This window comes from Okeania sp. KiyG1 (genome assembly GCF_014132355.1).
In the GTDB taxonomy this organism is placed as follows: domain Bacteria; phylum Cyanobacteriota; class Cyanobacteriia; order Cyanobacteriales; family Microcoleaceae; genus Okeania.
This window is the reverse complement of sequence record NZ_BLZO01000177.1, coordinates 13,710-29,294: the sequence shown is the minus strand read 5'-3', so window position 1 is coordinate 29,294 and position 15,585 is coordinate 13,710. Positions and strand designations below refer to the sequence as shown.

Annotated in this window: 9 protein-coding genes and 2 pseudogenes; 6 read left to right on the top strand and 5 right to left on the bottom strand. The window is 37.9% G+C overall.

All coding sequences use genetic code 11. From position 1 onward, the window contains the following. Positions 1–397: 397 nt before the first annotated feature. Positions 398–784 carry a hypothetical protein gene (locus tag SAGCYANO_RS38790; RefSeq protein ID WP_202224899.1) on the top strand — a complete coding sequence of 129 codons (387 nt, stop codon included), beginning with the start codon at positions 398–400 and terminating at the stop codon, positions 782–784. A gap of 443 nt (positions 785–1,227) precedes the next feature. Next, a complete protein-coding gene (locus tag SAGCYANO_RS38785) occupies positions 1,228–1,719 on the top strand; it encodes a peptidoglycan-binding protein (protein WP_202224898.1) in 492 nt (163 codons plus the stop codon). A gap of 696 nt (positions 1,720–2,415) precedes the next feature. Here the strand turns inward: SAGCYANO_RS38785 and SAGCYANO_RS38780 are convergent. The 3 genes from SAGCYANO_RS38780 to SAGCYANO_RS38770 all read right to left on the bottom strand — a co-directional run bounded on the left by SAGCYANO_RS38780 (position 2,416) and on the right by SAGCYANO_RS38770 (position 5,516). Beyond that, the gene (locus SAGCYANO_RS38780; protein ID WP_202224897.1) at positions 2,416–2,577 is read right to left on the bottom strand and encodes a hypothetical protein; all 162 of its coding nucleotides are present in this window, start codon (positions 2,575–2,577) and stop codon (positions 2,416–2,418) included. A 595-nt stretch (positions 2,578–3,172) separates the two neighbouring features. Next, entirely contained in the window at positions 3,173–3,601 is a 429-nt protein-coding gene (locus tag SAGCYANO_RS38775; protein ID WP_202224896.1) for a universal stress protein, read from the bottom strand. Between the two features lie 406 nt (positions 3,602–4,007). After that, entirely contained in the window at positions 4,008–5,516 is a 1,509-nt protein-coding gene (locus SAGCYANO_RS38770; RefSeq protein WP_202224895.1) for a sodium:alanine symporter family protein, read from the bottom strand. Between the two features lie 1,835 nt (positions 5,517–7,351). Here SAGCYANO_RS38770 and SAGCYANO_RS38765 point away from each other — a divergent pair. After that, positions 7,352–8,182: an SDR family oxidoreductase gene (locus SAGCYANO_RS38765; protein WP_202224894.1), complete on the top strand. Its 831-nt coding sequence runs from the start codon at positions 7,352–7,354 to the stop codon at positions 8,180–8,182. Positions 8,183–8,818: 636 nt separating this feature from the next. Here the strand turns inward: SAGCYANO_RS38765 and SAGCYANO_RS38760 are convergent. After that, positions 8,819–10,534, bottom strand: coding sequence for a hypothetical protein (locus SAGCYANO_RS38760; RefSeq protein ID WP_237397110.1), 1,716 nt, complete (start codon positions 10,532–10,534; stop codon positions 8,819–8,821). Between the two features lie 103 nt (positions 10,535–10,637). Then, a pseudogene (locus tag SAGCYANO_RS38755) lies at positions 10,638–10,845 on the bottom strand (hypothetical protein). Positions 10,846–10,992: 147 nt separating this feature from the next. Here SAGCYANO_RS38755 and hypF point away from each other — a divergent pair. From hypF to SAGCYANO_RS38740, 3 genes and pseudogenes are all read left to right on the top strand, one after another. Next, positions 10,993–13,344 (top strand): carbamoyltransferase HypF, encoded by a 2,352-nt coding sequence (gene hypF / locus SAGCYANO_RS38750; RefSeq protein ID WP_202224892.1) that lies wholly within the window; start codon positions 10,993–10,995, stop codon positions 13,342–13,344. A gap of 259 nt (positions 13,345–13,603) precedes the next feature. Then, on the top strand, positions 13,604–13,852 hold the full coding sequence (locus SAGCYANO_RS38745) for a HypC/HybG/HupF family hydrogenase formation chaperone (protein ID WP_202224891.1): 249 nt from the start codon (positions 13,604–13,606) through the stop codon (positions 13,850–13,852). Positions 13,853–14,362: 510 nt separating this feature from the next. Continuing rightward, positions 14,363–15,569: pseudogene (locus SAGCYANO_RS38740) on the top strand (RNA-guided endonuclease InsQ/TnpB family protein). Positions 15,570–15,585 lie beyond the last annotated feature (16 nt).

Here is a 15,585-nt window from a genome sequence, read left to right as displayed (position 1 = left end):
AAATTAACACGGGAGCATGAAAGCCATCGTCTTTGAAGCGATGGATGAAATGCGACTCGATGGATTTTAATCCATCCTATCTTTTTCTTTCTTGGGAAAAGCCGTGCACTGAATTAATTCGTAAGCACGACACTTAATTTTGATTTAAGTCGAGTGTCTAGGGGCGTTTTGACTCGTCCCCTGAAGTAAAAATTCAGGTCAGCTAATAAAGACACTACCCAATGCGGTTTTAACCCATTGCGCAGTATCCTTTTAGAATCCCCGTCGATTTAGCGCGGGGAGAAGTCAAATCCTAAATTTATTGCCTAGCTTCAGAGGCGGATCAAAGATGTAGTTGTTACGCAGGCTAATTGTTGTTCTGCGGGATTTTATTTAATTTAACTAAACAGAGGAATTCATGGAAATATTAGCATTTTCCCATTTAGCTTTCAACGAAGAAGACTCTGCAAACAAAGAGTTTACTGCTTGTGTAGATTTCAAAAAGCTATCTAGTGTCGGAGCAATGGGTTTATTATCTGCTGCTACTTTAGCTGTAGGCATGAACGTAACTGCTGATTCTGCTTCTGCTTATTACGGTGGTGGCTATGGTCGCTACGGTAGCTATGGTGCCTACGGTAGTTCTGGTCGTTATGGTAGCTATGGTCGTGTCTCTGGCCATTATTATAAGAAAGTTGTTAGCCGTTCCTACAGCCGTTCCTATGGTAGCTATGGTCGCTACAATCGCTATGGTCGTCGTGGTAGTTATGGTGGCTATGGTGGCTACGATGGTGACTGCTACTACTAAAGTTTTTAACAGACTCTAAGTATTCAATTATTTCAAAGTTGTAGACCTTGAAAAATTTTTGAATATTCTGTTGCTTCCTAGAGCTGAAAAACATAGACAATACAAGACTTAATATCTACAAAGTGTCTATGTTTTTACGCCATTAATTTGTGTTATTATCGCATACGTATGCTAAAATTAGAGGATTTTAGCAACGATTATGGGGTGTTTTGGACTCGACTTTTCATAAGGATGAAAACCCCAGAGGGAATCCTAAACTCAATGTGCTTGAGCGGAACATTAACCTTCTTTGCCAGTAGACTTATGGACAGGTGAGCCAGAAAATCGCTCTTAGTCACCGATGAAGAGCGTGTCTAGGATTGTCTAGATTTTTAGAAGGTGTAAAGCAAGTGGGTAAGACACTTAGTAAAAAAAGTTGTAAAACATTACTAATCAGAGGAGTTATGGAAACATTAGCGTATTCCCATCTAGCTACCGCCGAAGAAAGTTCTATAGTTGAACCAACCTTTGAAGGAGTGAACTGGAAAAAGTTCTCTACATTAGGTATGATGGGTCTTCTATCAGCCGCTACTATTCTAGGTGCTATCAGCGCAACTGCTAATTCTGCTGCTGCATGTTACTACAAGAACCCTTGTGGTGGTTATGGCCGCGCTCGCCATTATGGCAAAGGTTATCATCGCCCCAAGTATCGTCATGCTTCTTACAAGGGACATCGCCGTCATCGTGTATATTATTTGAGCTATGGTAGTCGTGGACACAAAGTATCTAAGTTGCAACACCAATTAGGAATGATGGGCTATTTTCATCATCATCGTGCAACAGGCTACTTTGGCCCTAAGACTAAGCGTGCGGTTAAAGCATTCCAACGCGATCATGGCTTAAGGCCAGATGGAATTGTTGGACGTCACACTAGAGAAGCTTTAGGTTTCTATTAAAAATAAAACTTAGCTTCATTGCTGACGCTGATGGGGTTACTCAAACAACAATAACAATGAAGCATGAAAGCTTTTAACCTCAAAGCTTTTCAAGATTAATAGTTTATTTCAGGAGCAATACTCCAAACCAATTGCTCCTGTTCATCTAAATAAGTATTGCTAAAATACCCATTCTCATGTACTAAAGATATTTAGGGCTTGCTGATTAAATCTCAAAGTTTTTACAGATAAAGGATTGTGCCTTTTTAAGTATCAAAAAGTGCGAGGTTTTAGGCGACTCAGGTTCAAAATCTTAGGATTTTGGTCAAGAGTTGGGCAGAAAAATCAAGGGATGATTCTTTCTACTATCTCCTCTATAATTCCCATTTCTCCTGTCTTCCCCTCCCCTCCACGGTCGGGGTTAGGGGTCGGTTGTATCCTGTCTCCTACCCCTACCACTCATACTTTATTCAGCAAACCCTATTTAGTTGTTTTACCGATAAACTGTAATACCAACCAAAATAATTTTAACAGAATTGGAGCCTAATATAAAGTTCTGAAAATGATTACGGTTCTTGATAATTAGGCTGAAAAGGTTGACTTTGTGTTTAATCCGAAAAGCGATAAGCGATCAAGGTATTTAAACCGTTCTAAAAACCCAGCTATCTAGCCAATAGATACACCTGAAAAACTACTGAAAAACTATAGTTAATTATGTCAATTCAGATTAATAGTTTTTTGCCAAGGTGGAGAAGCATTATATTTACCATAAAATAGACTAAATTTCCAAAAAGATTTCAGCCAATATAGAATAGTTTGCTTGAGACTTTGGAAGAATGCTTGGTATTGATTGACGTGAAATGTAGGAGCTCTTAACATATTTCCTACTCCCCTATTTTATCAAGATAACTCTATATAATTATTCTAATCTCCTGACGAATCATTTAGGTTAGTCCTCTTAATTAAAGTTAATAAATAATAAATTAAAATTTAAAGAAACCAGATTTTTCTTATGGAGGCAAGATTATAGCTAACAGTTACCGAAAAATTGGGTTTAAAGCCTCGCCCTTGTAGGGCGACTTTTTATTTTATGTGCAAGTGAATTGAATATGTGGTACACTTTTATTAGTTGCCGGGGGGCACTCGGAAACTCTAAACGGATGTGGAGGGAAGCGTTAGACTACCGCCAAGGAAGCAGCACCCTGTGTTAGCGACAGCTATGCGAAGCAAAGCGTCAACCCGCCGAGGAGCTACGGCTCAGTAGGAATCCCCGTGCCTTTAGGCCGGGGAGGATGTCAAAAACCCTCCCCTACTCCCTCTACTCATACAATAACTAATCAGTCGCATTATATATGACTGCAGGATAGTATAGAAGTCGAAGCAAAGATTAGGACATATTAAAAGCTTAAAACTCAGAGAACGCAAGATTTTTCCTTCTTGCTTCTTGCTTCATCCTTCCTTCTTCTGCTATATGTCAATTTCGTAGAACTAAAACAGGACAATGAGAATACCTGACAATTCGTTCAGCAACCGATCCTAGTAAAAATCTACCAAGACCACTATTTCCTTGGGAAGGAATGACAATCAACTCTGCTTTTTTTTCCTGAGCATAATCCAAAATTTCTGAGCTAGGAGTTCCGATGGCCACACTAAAGTTAATACCTTCATATTTAGCACCTTGAACCCGTTCGTGAAATACTTTTTCGATGTGCTGTTTGCGACTCTGGTCATCGACAGTATGCCACCTTACTCCTGGTTCAGTAGGATTAAGACGAGGCAGCACATGAAGAATCCATAAATAAGAAGGATCTTGAACAAATTCTAGAGCTACATCGATCGCTTCAACAGATTTATCAGAAAAATCTATGGGAACAAGTACAGAATTTTTGGAAAATATATTCATTATATTTATGATGGATAAACTGAAGAATTTTATATAGCAGGGAAAAGGTAACAGGCAACAGTGGGAAAAACATTGCCTAGTCTAAAAGTCATCATTAGCATTGGACTTATACCATCAGGACTTATATCAAATCCTATTAAACAGTTATAGATTGGTTAAGCAAGGAGGAGTCAGTCCTCAGTCCTCAGTCCTCAGGAGGAGAGAGAATCATAAAGATTAGCGTAGTTATGACGATTGAAGAATTTTTTTATGCCCAATTAAACGGATTTGATATTACGCAAATTCTTAGACAATACCCTATTTGTAGAGGTCGAATGCCATTCGCCCCTACTAGATATGGTAGTTCTGCGTAATTCCTGTAATTATTAATTATTAATTATTAATTATTAATTGTTTCCCCTACTCCCTAATTAGCAGGTTTCATCTCTCCTTGACTAAGACGATCCATATAATTTTGTAAATCCTTTGCTACTTGAGCGGATAAAAAATAGCCCCCCAAGATATTAGGAAAAGCCATCGAAATAAGAGTCGCATCACTAAAATCAATTACTGAAGAAGGGTTAGATACCGAACCAATAAAAGCAGCAACCAAAAACAAGATTTTGTAAATAATTAACCCTCTACCACCAGACAAATAATCCCAACAACGTTCGCCGTAGTAACTCCAAGAAATCATTGTGGAAAAGGCAAAACAGAAAACAGCGATCGCTAATAAAACTGGAAACCATGCCAAAACAGTACCAAAAGCAGCCGAAGTTAATTCGGCACCTTTCTTGGCCTCCCGCAAAGCAGCAAATTCATCTGCACTATATACCTTAGTAATTACAATTACCAAAGCAGTCATATTACAGACCACAATAGTATCAATAAATGGCTCCAACAATGCTACTAGACCCTCGCGAATAGGTTCATCAGTTTTGGCCGCAGAGTGAGCGATCGCTGCCGAACCCACACCAGCTTCATTAGAAAAAGCGGAACGCTGAAACCCTTGAATAATTACGCCAATAATACCACCCTCTACTGCTTGAGGAGCAAAAGCTCCAGATATGATAGTAGTGATCGCCCCAGGAATTTCTGTAATATTAACCAACAGAATAAATAAGGAAGCCAAAACATATAGCAAACACATCAAAGGCACAAGAGTACCTGCCACCATACCAATGCGTTGAATTCCACCAATAATTACTAATCCAACTAAAACTACCAGCACCAAACCATAAACCCAATTAGGCAAACCTGGTAATACATTAGCAACTGCACCATAAGACTGATTTGCCTGGAACATATTCGCACCACCGAAAGCAGCAGAAATGCACAAAATAGAAAATAGTACAGCTAACACTCGGCCAAAAGTCTTCTGTCCCATTTCTGCTAAACCTGCCGATAAATAACGCATTGGGCCACCAGAAATAGTACCGTCTGGTTGAACAATGCGATATTTTTGAGCCAAAGTACATTCGACAAATTTACTGGTCATGCCAAAAAAACCAGCAATTGTCATCCAGAATGCGGCACCAGGGCCACCGATACTTACAGCTACAGCTACACCTGCGATATTACCCAATCCTACTGTTCCAGACAATGCTGTTGCTAAAGCTTGAAAGTGAGAAACTTCTCCTTGGTCATTGGGGTCGTCATATTTTCCACGCACAATATCAATAGCGTGTTTAAAGGCTCGAATATTAATAAATTGCATTCGGATGGTGAAAAATATTGCACCAACAATTAACCATAAAACTATGAAGGGAAAGCCGCCAATTTTAAAGAAAAGAATATTAAATATTACACCTACGAAACTTGAAAAGGTTTGATCGATGGTTTCAATAAAAGTTTGTCCTGTTTCAGGTTCTTGGGCTAAGGCAACAGTTGGTATTAATAGAAATAGGAGTATATATAGCCAAGTTTGTCTTTTCATATTTTAACTTTACCTACTAATAGTTTTTGTTTAATTAGACATTTATACCATTAATTTATAAATCTTTCAGGCATATAGCATATAGAGGTCTGATTTTAGTCGTACATAAAACATCTTGAAATTGGGAAATAGGGAATAATTAATAATTAATAATTAATAATTAATAATTACCTCTTCTTGAAAATGGATAGGATTGACGCGGAGCGTGAAAATTTTTCTTTTCTCTTGGTCGATGGTCGGCCAGCGAGGAGACCTCACCAGGAAGCTCCGAAGATCGACCCCTTTTTTCCTTTAAAGCCTCTCCTTTAAACCTGAATTATTCGGTAAGATATTTTTTTGAGGAACAAGACTAGGAAAAATGATTGATTTTGTGAATTTTACACCTCTATTGTTGTTCGATAAAATGGTTAAATAAAATGCTTATTTATTTTTTACTAAATGTCTATTTAATACTATCTATAAGTAGGTATCCCTTAATTAAAGGTAAAAGATATAAGTAGTAAAAATTAACGCTCACATTTATTATTCCAGCTAGATTACAAATTAATTTCATAGAGTCATAATACCAATAAATATTGATTTCAGCAATTAACAATTAATAATTACCGAAATATTGTGGTTTAAAGCCTCCCCTTTAAGGGGATATTAACGAAGTCAGAAGTCAGAAGCGGTGCGACCCCGCGACGACGCCAGTCGCAAGGGAACGCGCACCAAGAGAGTCAGAAGTTATTTTTGTAACGGAGATTTGAGCCGCGCTCCAAAAATATTGCGCCTTAAAAGGCGGGGTTTTAGACCCATGTTATTTTGATAAATAAAAATTTTCATGATTAGTCAATCCTCTTTTTTTAAAGGAGAGGTAATTCTAAATTCGCGCATTCTTAATTCTAAATTCTTGAACTCTTCTTAAAACGGATAGGATTAACTAAAAGGATTTTTTTTGATTCTCTTGGTCGATTGGATATGGTGAGGAAACCTCGCCATCCCTCGACCGCTTTATCCCCTTAAAAGGGGAGGCTTCAAGGCGTGAATTGTTGAATGAATAATTATTAACTATCAACTCTTAATTATTAATTATTAATTATTCAGTAAGCATTCAGCTATTAGCATTTAGCATTTCCTGCGGAATGCGCTCGCATTCAGCTTTTGAAAGAATCAAGCAACGACTAAGGTTTGCTGATGACCAATTTCATCAATAACTTTTTATTCTTTTTCGAGACTAATTATTCCTGCCAAAATTATGAGTTAATAACTCATAGCTGATAGCTAATGGGACTTACACATTTTCTGGGCAGAAAAATGCTTGTTTGCGCAGCATTCCGCAGGAAAAGTCAGTCTAGGCAAGGGAATTACGTCAAAGCCCTAAAAATGGCTAGAACCCTTGGTAATAAAGGAATTATACCTTTTCGACGTAAAAGCCTCTGGTTATCTATTATTTGAGCCTATTTTTTGCTGCTTTTTTGTGTAAGTTCCGCTAATAGCTGTTAACGTAAGCGTTAGCTCCTCTGCAAGAGGCAGTTCCGACCTTATGAGGCTAGCTGACCGCTGAATGCTTATTATTGAATTTGAGTCATGCTCTAAATGTTCTATATCTATATCTATGACAGATGAAATTAACAAATTACTAATTGTAAAATTACACTTAAGTTGTTTGTTAATTATTTACACCATATTTAGTATGACCAGAATAATTATAATCAATCCAATGCTAATTTTAGTAAAATTGAGTACAAAAAGAACAAATTTATTGATTTTATATTGAATTTTTAGCCTTAAATACTGTCTTTAAAAGTACTGTGGTAAAATCTAATTTTATGGTTAAGATTTACTAGAAAATTATGTGGCAACACGCAATTATCACGGGTGGTTCTAGTGGTATAGGTAAAGAAATTGCTAAACTACTTGCTACAGAAGGAAGCAATATATCAATTATTGCTCGTAACCGGAAAAAACTTGAGGCAGCAAAAGCGGAAATAACTGCTACTATCCTTAACCCAGAACAAAAAATTATTACTATCTCCACAGATGTTGCGCACCGGGAAGCAACGGAAACTGCCATCCATCAAGCAGTGAAAGAAATAGGTACGCCAGATTTATTGATTACTGCTGCTGGTATTTCCCACCCTGGTTATTTTCGAGAGTTGCCAATAGAAATTTTTGAGCAGACTATGGCAATTAATTATTTTGGTTCCCTCTATTGCGTGCGGGCGGTTTTACCAATGATGGAACAACAAAAAAAAGGGCATATTGTGATGATTTCTTCTGGTGCTGGTTTGATTGGGATTTATGGTTATACTCCTTATTGCCCTAGTAAATTTGCCATTAGAGGTTTGGCAGAGTCTCTGCGTGGAGAGTTGAAGTTGTCTGGAATTTCTGTTTCTGTAGTTTATCCACCAGATACAGATACGCCACAGTTGGAAGTAGAGAATAAAACTAAGCCTTTAGAAACTAAACGTATTACTGCAACTTCTGGTGTCTGGAGTACTGAAGATATGGCTGTTGAAATTGTGCGGGGAATGAAGAAGAAAACTTTCGCGATCGCTCCTGGTTTGGAAATGACTTTGCTGGATAAATTCCATAGTTTATTGGCGCCAATAATTCAGTGGTATATGGATTTAATTGTGGTTCAAACTTTAGGGAGTAGGGGTTCAACAATTAATAATGAATAATTAATAATTAATAATTAATAATGAATAATTAATAATGAGTAATGAATAATTACCTCTTCTTTTCAAGGAGAGGAATTTTACCTTAATTATTCGGTAAAGAATGGACAATTTATGTCCAACAGTGGGTCAAAAAAATTGATATTAGTTAAGCTTATGTTTTTGTCAAATATATTTGGAATTTAAACTGAATTTTCCAAAAAAAGTTCAAATGAGCTATTTAGGGGCAAAAATAGGCTGTTATAGCACAGCAAAACGTAGTTATCGCGCTTTTTAGGCCATTCCTCAAAAGCATTGATATGTAAGGAATACATCAGTATTGATTTGAAGTAAATTTTGGTGTATTTTTGAAGTAAGTTATTCGCTCTGCGTAGGTGCTTATTAAAATGAAAAATAAAGATAATAAGAATAAGTGAGTGGGAGTGCGATCGCGTTTGTGTAGCATTCCGTAGGAAAGCGGAACGGAGTTCTATCGCGTCAGCGTTTAGCGGAGCTATGGGTACAGCAAAACCTAGTTTTATCATGCTTTCAAGCGTGAGGTACACCCGTCGCGGGCAAGATGCCCGCACTACAATATTTTCATCTGCCTGAAATATGCTGTAACTTCTGCCTTCTGCCCTCTGCCTTCTGCCTTCTTCCCTAGCCACGAACTAAACCACTAAAACCTGCTACCCAGAGGGATGTTAATATCCAACCAAAGATTATGTGAAACCATAAATACCATCTTAAACAGTTACTAGATATAGATATATTAAATATTTTTACTTTGAATAATATTAATGGAACTTTTCCAATTTTTTTAGGATTTGGTAGCCAATATGTTTGTTGATGTAGGTCAACTATTGGAATAAATGTATCTAATGAATACCACAAGGAATTAAATTCTGGATAGTCTATATCAATTTTTTTATTGTCGTTAGTTTCTTCATCTTCAATGTATGGACGGATTCTAGAAGATGGTGAAAATAGGCATTTATCATTAGATATTAATTCTGCACAATTTTCATAACCTGAATTAAAGAAACAAACACCAGCTAATATAAAAAGACTACTCAAAAGTAAAGCTCTTGTAGGTTTATAGCCATAGACAATTGTTATGTCTAGAATGAAATTCCAAAATTGACTTAAGCAGTTTAGTTTTGGTCTAATATCTCTTTCTTTATGAATTAAAATTTTTCTAGCGGCATCTGTATCGCCCTCTTTTTTTAAAACTTCAGCTAGTTGTTCATAAGTTTGAGGAAAAAATTCGTTCTCTGGTTTAAGTCTGAGCCATTTGAGGCGGGTTTCGCTATCTTTGGGAACTTGAATATTATCATCTCCACCAAATTTCTGATAAATGAAACCATCAAGGTTGAGGTTGTTTTCTTGAGGCCAGCTTTGTTCGTCGTCTCTAAGGCGACCTATTCTGGCAAATTGTAGGTCTAATTTCATCTGCTTAGATTCTTGAATTTGAAGCATACTTAATGTGTCGTCAACTCTGGCACTAACTAAGTAAATTTTTCCTTGAAAAGTTCCTTTATCTAATAAAATATCTCCGTCAACATTGATTCCTTCGGCAGATAAAACATTGCCTTTTTCGTTGGAAAAGTTGCCATTCCTACAGTCAAGATTTCCTTTGATATTTGCTGCTGTTAAATCTACTGTGCCTTCAGCTTTGAAGCCATTGGTTAGACTGATGTTAGTTTTGACTTCTATATTCTGAGCATTGAGCGCATTTCCTTTTGGATTAGAGAAATGACCTTTCATACAGTTAAGTTGACCTCCAATGGTAGCTCCAGATAGATTTACCTCACCCTCAGCCTGGAAACCATCAGTCAGAAAAACACCATCTTTGACTTGTATACTTTGGGCAACAAGCGCATTTCCTTTTGGATTAGAGAAATGACCTTTCATACAGTTAAGTTGACCTCCAATGGTAGCTCCAGATAGATTTACCTCACCCTCAGCCTGGAAACCATCAGCCAGAAAAACACCATCTTTGACTTGTATACTTTGGGCAACAAGCGCATTTCCTTTTGGATTAGAGAAATGACCTTTCATACAGTTAAGTTGACTACCAATGGTAGCCCCAAATAGATTTACTCTACCCTCAGCGTGAAAACCATCATCCAGAAAAACACCATCTTTGGCTTGTATACCCTGAGCAACAAGCGCACTTCTTTCTGGATTAGAAAAATTACCATTACTACAGTTAAGGTGTATATCTTCATTTATACAAATATTGGGTAGAAAACAACTATTTTCTTCATCGGATAGCATCAAAATTTTAGCTTCAGTGGGATGAGGTAAAATTGCATAGAAATGAAATTTCCAACGCTGGAAAAATCTGTTGAATATCTGATTAATGTTTGGCAATAATTTCATCATTTTGCACATATAGCATACAAACTTTATTGACTATTATAAATCAAACTTTTTAAGGCAGGTTTAAACGAAAAACTAAAACTTAATTCCACAATTATTTCTCTATGAGTTTCCTGAATTCGTTAACATTTGAAGAAAAACTTCAGTTCTCCTTTTTGTTGTTCAACTTGAGCCAACTTGAAATTACTATAAATTTTGTCGCGTCTTTCTTCCCGGATGTATTGTTTTAACAACGATTGAATTTCTTCCTTTTCATCTGTCGAAAGACCTTTGATTATTTCTACTACATCATTAAATGTCATAATTTTTCAGACTTCATTATACCAAATCAATTTTATCAGTTATGATAGAACCCATTTGGTATCTTTTGAGAAAGTTGAGGTTGAAAAACTCTAAAATCTTACTTTTGACTTTTGACTTTTGAATTTTGAATTTTGAATTTATCCATAATGTCTGAAATAACAGAAGAAATTCGAGTTTATGGCACTGTGCAAGGTGTCGGTTTTCGCCCTACTGTCTATCGCATTGCTAAAACATTGGGGTTGCGCGGTGAAGTCAGTAACGATGGACAAGGTGTCTTAATCAAAGTTGTGGGCGATCGCTCAACCATTGACGAATTTATTGAAAAAATTCATTCTGAACGTCCTCTCCTGGCAAACATCGAAACCATCACTAGACACCAACTCCCCAACCAAAATTTCGCGGATTTTATCATTGCCCCCAGCACCACCAATACAGTTAGTACCCAAATAGCTCCCGATGCTGCCACTTGCTCGATGTGCAAAAGCGAAATATTCGACCCCATGAGTCGCTGGTATCGCTACCCATTTACTAACTGTACCCATTGCGGACCTCGTCTGAGCATTATCAAAAAATTACCTTACGACCGCCAAAATACTACTATGGCAAATTTTCACCTTTGCTCGGAATGTCAGGAAAACTATTCCGAACCACTTAACCGTCGCTTCCACGCTCAACCTACCGCTTGTCATGTTTGCGGACCGAAAGCTTGGTTAGAAAGAGCGGATGGTAAACCTGTAACTGCCGATATGTTTTCAATGTTGGATGATGTAGATGCGGTCTGTACTCTTATCCAACGGGGTATGATAGTTGCTATTAAAGGGTTAGGGGGTTTTCATATTGCCTGCGATGCCACTAATGAGGAGGCGGTGCAAAAGTTACGTCATCGCAAACGCCGTCCGGATAAACCTCTGGCTTTGATGGCGCGAGATATTGAAGTTATTTCTGAATATTGTCATATTACTGATGCGGAACAGAAATTATTAGAAAGTGTTGCTGCTCCTATTGTGTTGTTGCAGAAAACTATTGTACAACAGTTAGCACCTAGTGTTGCACCAGGACAAAATACTCTAGGTTTTATGCTTCCCTATACGCCATTGCATCATTTAGCGTTGCGTCGTTTGGATGTTCCCATAGTATTAACAAGTGCCAATTTTTCTGACGAACCTCAGTGTATTGATAATGAAGAAGCGCGGGAGAAACTATCAGAAATTGCTGATTATTTTTTAATACATAATCGCCCTATTTTTAATCGAGTTGATGATTCGGTGGTGCGAGTTATTAAGGAAGTTCCGCAAGTGTTACGTCGCGCCCGTGGTTATGCGCCAGCACCTATTAATTTGCCTGCGGGATTTGCAAATATTTCTCCGATTTTAGCGATGGGAAGTGAGTTGAAAAATACCTTTTGTTTATTGCGTAATGGGCAGGCTATTTTGTCTCAACATATTGGGGATTTAGAAAATAATTTGGCTGCTACAGCTTATGAAAAAACTTTGAATCTTTTTTTAGGTTTATTGGAGGCTGAACCAAATACAATTGTTGTGGATAAACACCCGGAATATTTATCAACAAAACTGGGAAAAGATTTAGCTGTAGCTAATAATTTAAAATTGATTGAAGTGCAGCATCATCATAGTCATATTGCAGCTTGTATGGCAGAAAATGGTTTAGATATTGATTGTAAGCCAGTTTTAGGAATTGCTTTGGATGGGTTGGGTTATGGAGAGGATGGAAGTATTTGGGGTGGAGAATTTTTATTGGCAGATTATCGCGGGTTTGAACGTTTAGGAACTTTTAAACCTGTGGCAATGATTGGGGGAGAAAAAGCTATTTATCAACCTTGGCGCAATACTTATGCCCATTTAGTCACTGCTTTTGGTTTAGATTTTCTTAAGGATTACGAAGATTTAGAATTATTTAATTTTTTCCAAACAAAACCTCTGGCCACCTTGAATCAAATGATGGAAAAAGGGATTAATTCTCCCCTAGCTTCTTCTTGTGGGCGGTTATTTGATGCGGTGGCTGCTGCGATGGGAATTTGTCGAGAATTTTGTAGTTATGAAGGCCAAGCAGCGATAAATATGGAGGCTTTAGCAACAGAGTATTTATTAAATGATGCTAAAGAAATAGAAGGTTATCAATTTAATATGCTCAAGTTAGATACAGATAGTAAATTCCCTCTTACTTATCTGGAGCCACAGCCAATGTGGCAATCCTTACTGATAGACATAAAACAAAGTGCTTCTCCGGCTCTGATGGCAGCGAGGTTTCATCAAGGATTAGCGATCGCTATTTCTGAGATGGTGGCTGAGTTACATCAGAGTTGTGAGTTTAATCAAGTGGCTTTGAGCGGTGGGGTATTTCAAAATAAGTTGTTGCTTTCTGGAGTGAGCGATCGTCTATTTAAAATGGGGTTGGAAGTTTTGACTCATAGTCAGGTTCCACCTAATGATGGTGGTTTATCTCTGGGTCAAGTTGTTATTGCTGCGGCCAGGGAGTAGGGGAGTAGGGGAGTAGGGGAGTAGGGGAGGTGAAATTAAACAGGACTTACGCACCAAGCGCCATATCTAGTAGGGGCGAATGGCATTTGCGCTCCGCAAAGCTCCGAATGGCGCCCCCTACCGATAGCGTATCGTCTAAGAATTTGCGTAAGTTCTGTTAAAATATTGCCTACACTATATTGATGCACTCTCTAGCAACTCAAAAATGGATAAAAAAATTTGTTTTAATTTTAATTAAACGTTGATTAATTTAAGAAAAATGTGTTTAGGAATTCCTGGTCAAATTATTGAAATAACGGATATTGTCAATAAATTGGCAACAGTTAATATTAGTGGGGTGAAACGAGAGGTGAATATTGCCTGTATAGTTGATGAGGAACATCCGGTTGAGTCTTGTATTGGTGACTGGGTGTTAGTTCATGTTGGTTTTGCCATGAACCGTTTAGATGAGGAAGAAGCAACAGAAACTTTGAAGTTATTGCAGGAAGTCGCTGCGGTGATGAATTAAAACGTAGGTGTTATATTATGTCCGGATAATTAGTGATCAAAAAACTTTCTCCTTTTCCTCCTCTTTTTTCTTGCTTATTCCTTCTTTCTTCCCTACTGACTCCTGAGGACTCCGTCATTTATTTATAACTATTCAACCGGACATGATATTAGATGTAGGTTGGGTTGAGGAAGGAAACCCAACATATTTGGTCTACTATTATGTAGGTTGGGTTGAAGAAAGAAACCCAGCATATCCATTAGACATCTGTTGATAATCAAAAATAAAATCAACTATTGTACAGAAATTATCAATTATTCCCCTCCTGGGAGGAGGAGGGGTTAGGGGTGGGTTCCCTACTCTCTCTTTTGGAGGAGATGTCTATTATTTATCAAAACGTTGGTTGAAGACCCGCGCTCTCCCGTAGGGGAGCACCGGGATGTTTGCGTAGCATTCCGGAGGAAAAACCAATCAATATTGCGGGTTTACAAATAATCTGTGAGAATGTAAATGTTGAAAATTAGTCAGTAGATGGTGGAAAAAGCGTATAAATTTAGATTTTACCCAACTCCAGAGCAGGAAAGTCTGTTGCGCAGAACGTTGGGATGTGTACGCCTCATCTACAACAAAGCTTTAGCAGCTAGAACTACTGCCTGGTATGAGAACAAAGAGCGAGTAAGTTACAAGCAAACTTCAGCCATGCTTACCTTATGGAAAAAGCAGGAAGATTTAGATTTTCTGACTGAAGTAAGTAGTGTGCCATTGCAGCAAGGCTTAAGACATCTACAGACTGCTTTTACCAACTTTTTTAGTGGACGGGCTAAATATCCTAACTTCAAGAAAAAGCGTAATGGTGGTAGTGCAGAGTTTACAAAGTCTGCATTTAAGTGGAAAGATGGTCAAGTATATTTAGCTAAATGTGCAGAACCACTACCTATCAGATGGAGCAGGCAACTACCACTTGGTTGTGTACCAACTACAATTACAGTCAAACTTGACCCCAGTAGCAGATGGTCTATATCCTTGAGAGTCAACGACACTAGAAATTTATTGCTCAAGCCAGTCAAAAAGCAAATAGGTATTGACGCGCGGAATTACCAGTTTAGTTACTACCAGTAATGGAGAAAAAATTTCTAACCCTAAGAATATAAACAAATTACACAAAAAGCTGAGATTAGCAGGGAAGTCTCTATCGAGAAAAACCAAGGGATCTAATAACTATCAAAAGGCCAGACTGAAATTAGCCAGGATACATGCAAAAATTAAAGATTCAAGGCTTGATTACACCCATAAGCTAACCACTCAACTAATCAGAGAAAATCAAACGATAGTGATTGAGGATTTAGCTGTGAAAAATATGGTCAAGAATCACAAGTTAGCAAAAGCAATAAGTGATGCCAACTGGTCCGAATTAGTCAGGCAATTAGAGTACAAGGCTGATTGGTATGGTCGTCAATTAATCAAGATTGATAGATATTTTCCTAGTTCTAAGCGTTGTTCTAATTGCGGGCATATAGTAGAAAAATTGCCTCTAAATATTAGAGAGTGGGATTGTCCAGAATGTGGTAGTCACCATGACAGGGACATAAACGCTGCGGTAAATATTTTGGCTGCGGGACTCGCAGTGTCAGTCTGTGGAGCGACTGTAAGACCATCTGAGAGTAAATCTCGGAAGGCGGGTGCATTGAAACAGAAAGCCCCTAACAGTGATGTTAAGGAATCCCGCGCTGTCTCGTGAGAGCAGCCTCGGGAGG

Excerpts from the sequence above, each read along its gene's own strand:
- SAGCYANO_RS38775 (WP_202224896.1), bottom strand. The coding sequence starts at position 3,601 with ATGAATATATTTTCCAAAAATTCTGTACTTGTTCCCATAGATTTTTCT.
- hypF (WP_202224892.1), top strand. The coding sequence starts at position 10,993 with ATGTCTGAAATAACAGAAGAAATTCGAGTTTATGGCACTGTGCAAGGT.
- SAGCYANO_RS38790 (WP_202224899.1), top strand. The coding sequence starts at position 398 with ATGGAAATATTAGCATTTTCCCATTTAGCTTTCAACGAAGAAGACTCT.
- SAGCYANO_RS38770 (WP_202224895.1), bottom strand. The coding sequence starts at position 5,516 with ATGAAAAGACAAACTTGGCTATATATACTCCTATTTCTATTAATACCA.
- SAGCYANO_RS38765 (WP_202224894.1), top strand. The coding sequence starts at position 7,352 with ATGTGGCAACACGCAATTATCACGGGTGGTTCTAGTGGTATAGGTAAA.
- SAGCYANO_RS38745 (WP_202224891.1), top strand. The coding sequence starts at position 13,604 with ATGTGTTTAGGAATTCCTGGTCAAATTATTGAAATAACGGATATTGTC.
- SAGCYANO_RS38785 (WP_202224898.1), top strand. The coding sequence starts at position 1,228 with ATGGAAACATTAGCGTATTCCCATCTAGCTACCGCCGAAGAAAGTTCT.
- SAGCYANO_RS38780 (WP_202224897.1), bottom strand. The coding sequence starts at position 2,577 with ATGTTAAGAGCTCCTACATTTCACGTCAATCAATACCAAGCATTCTTC.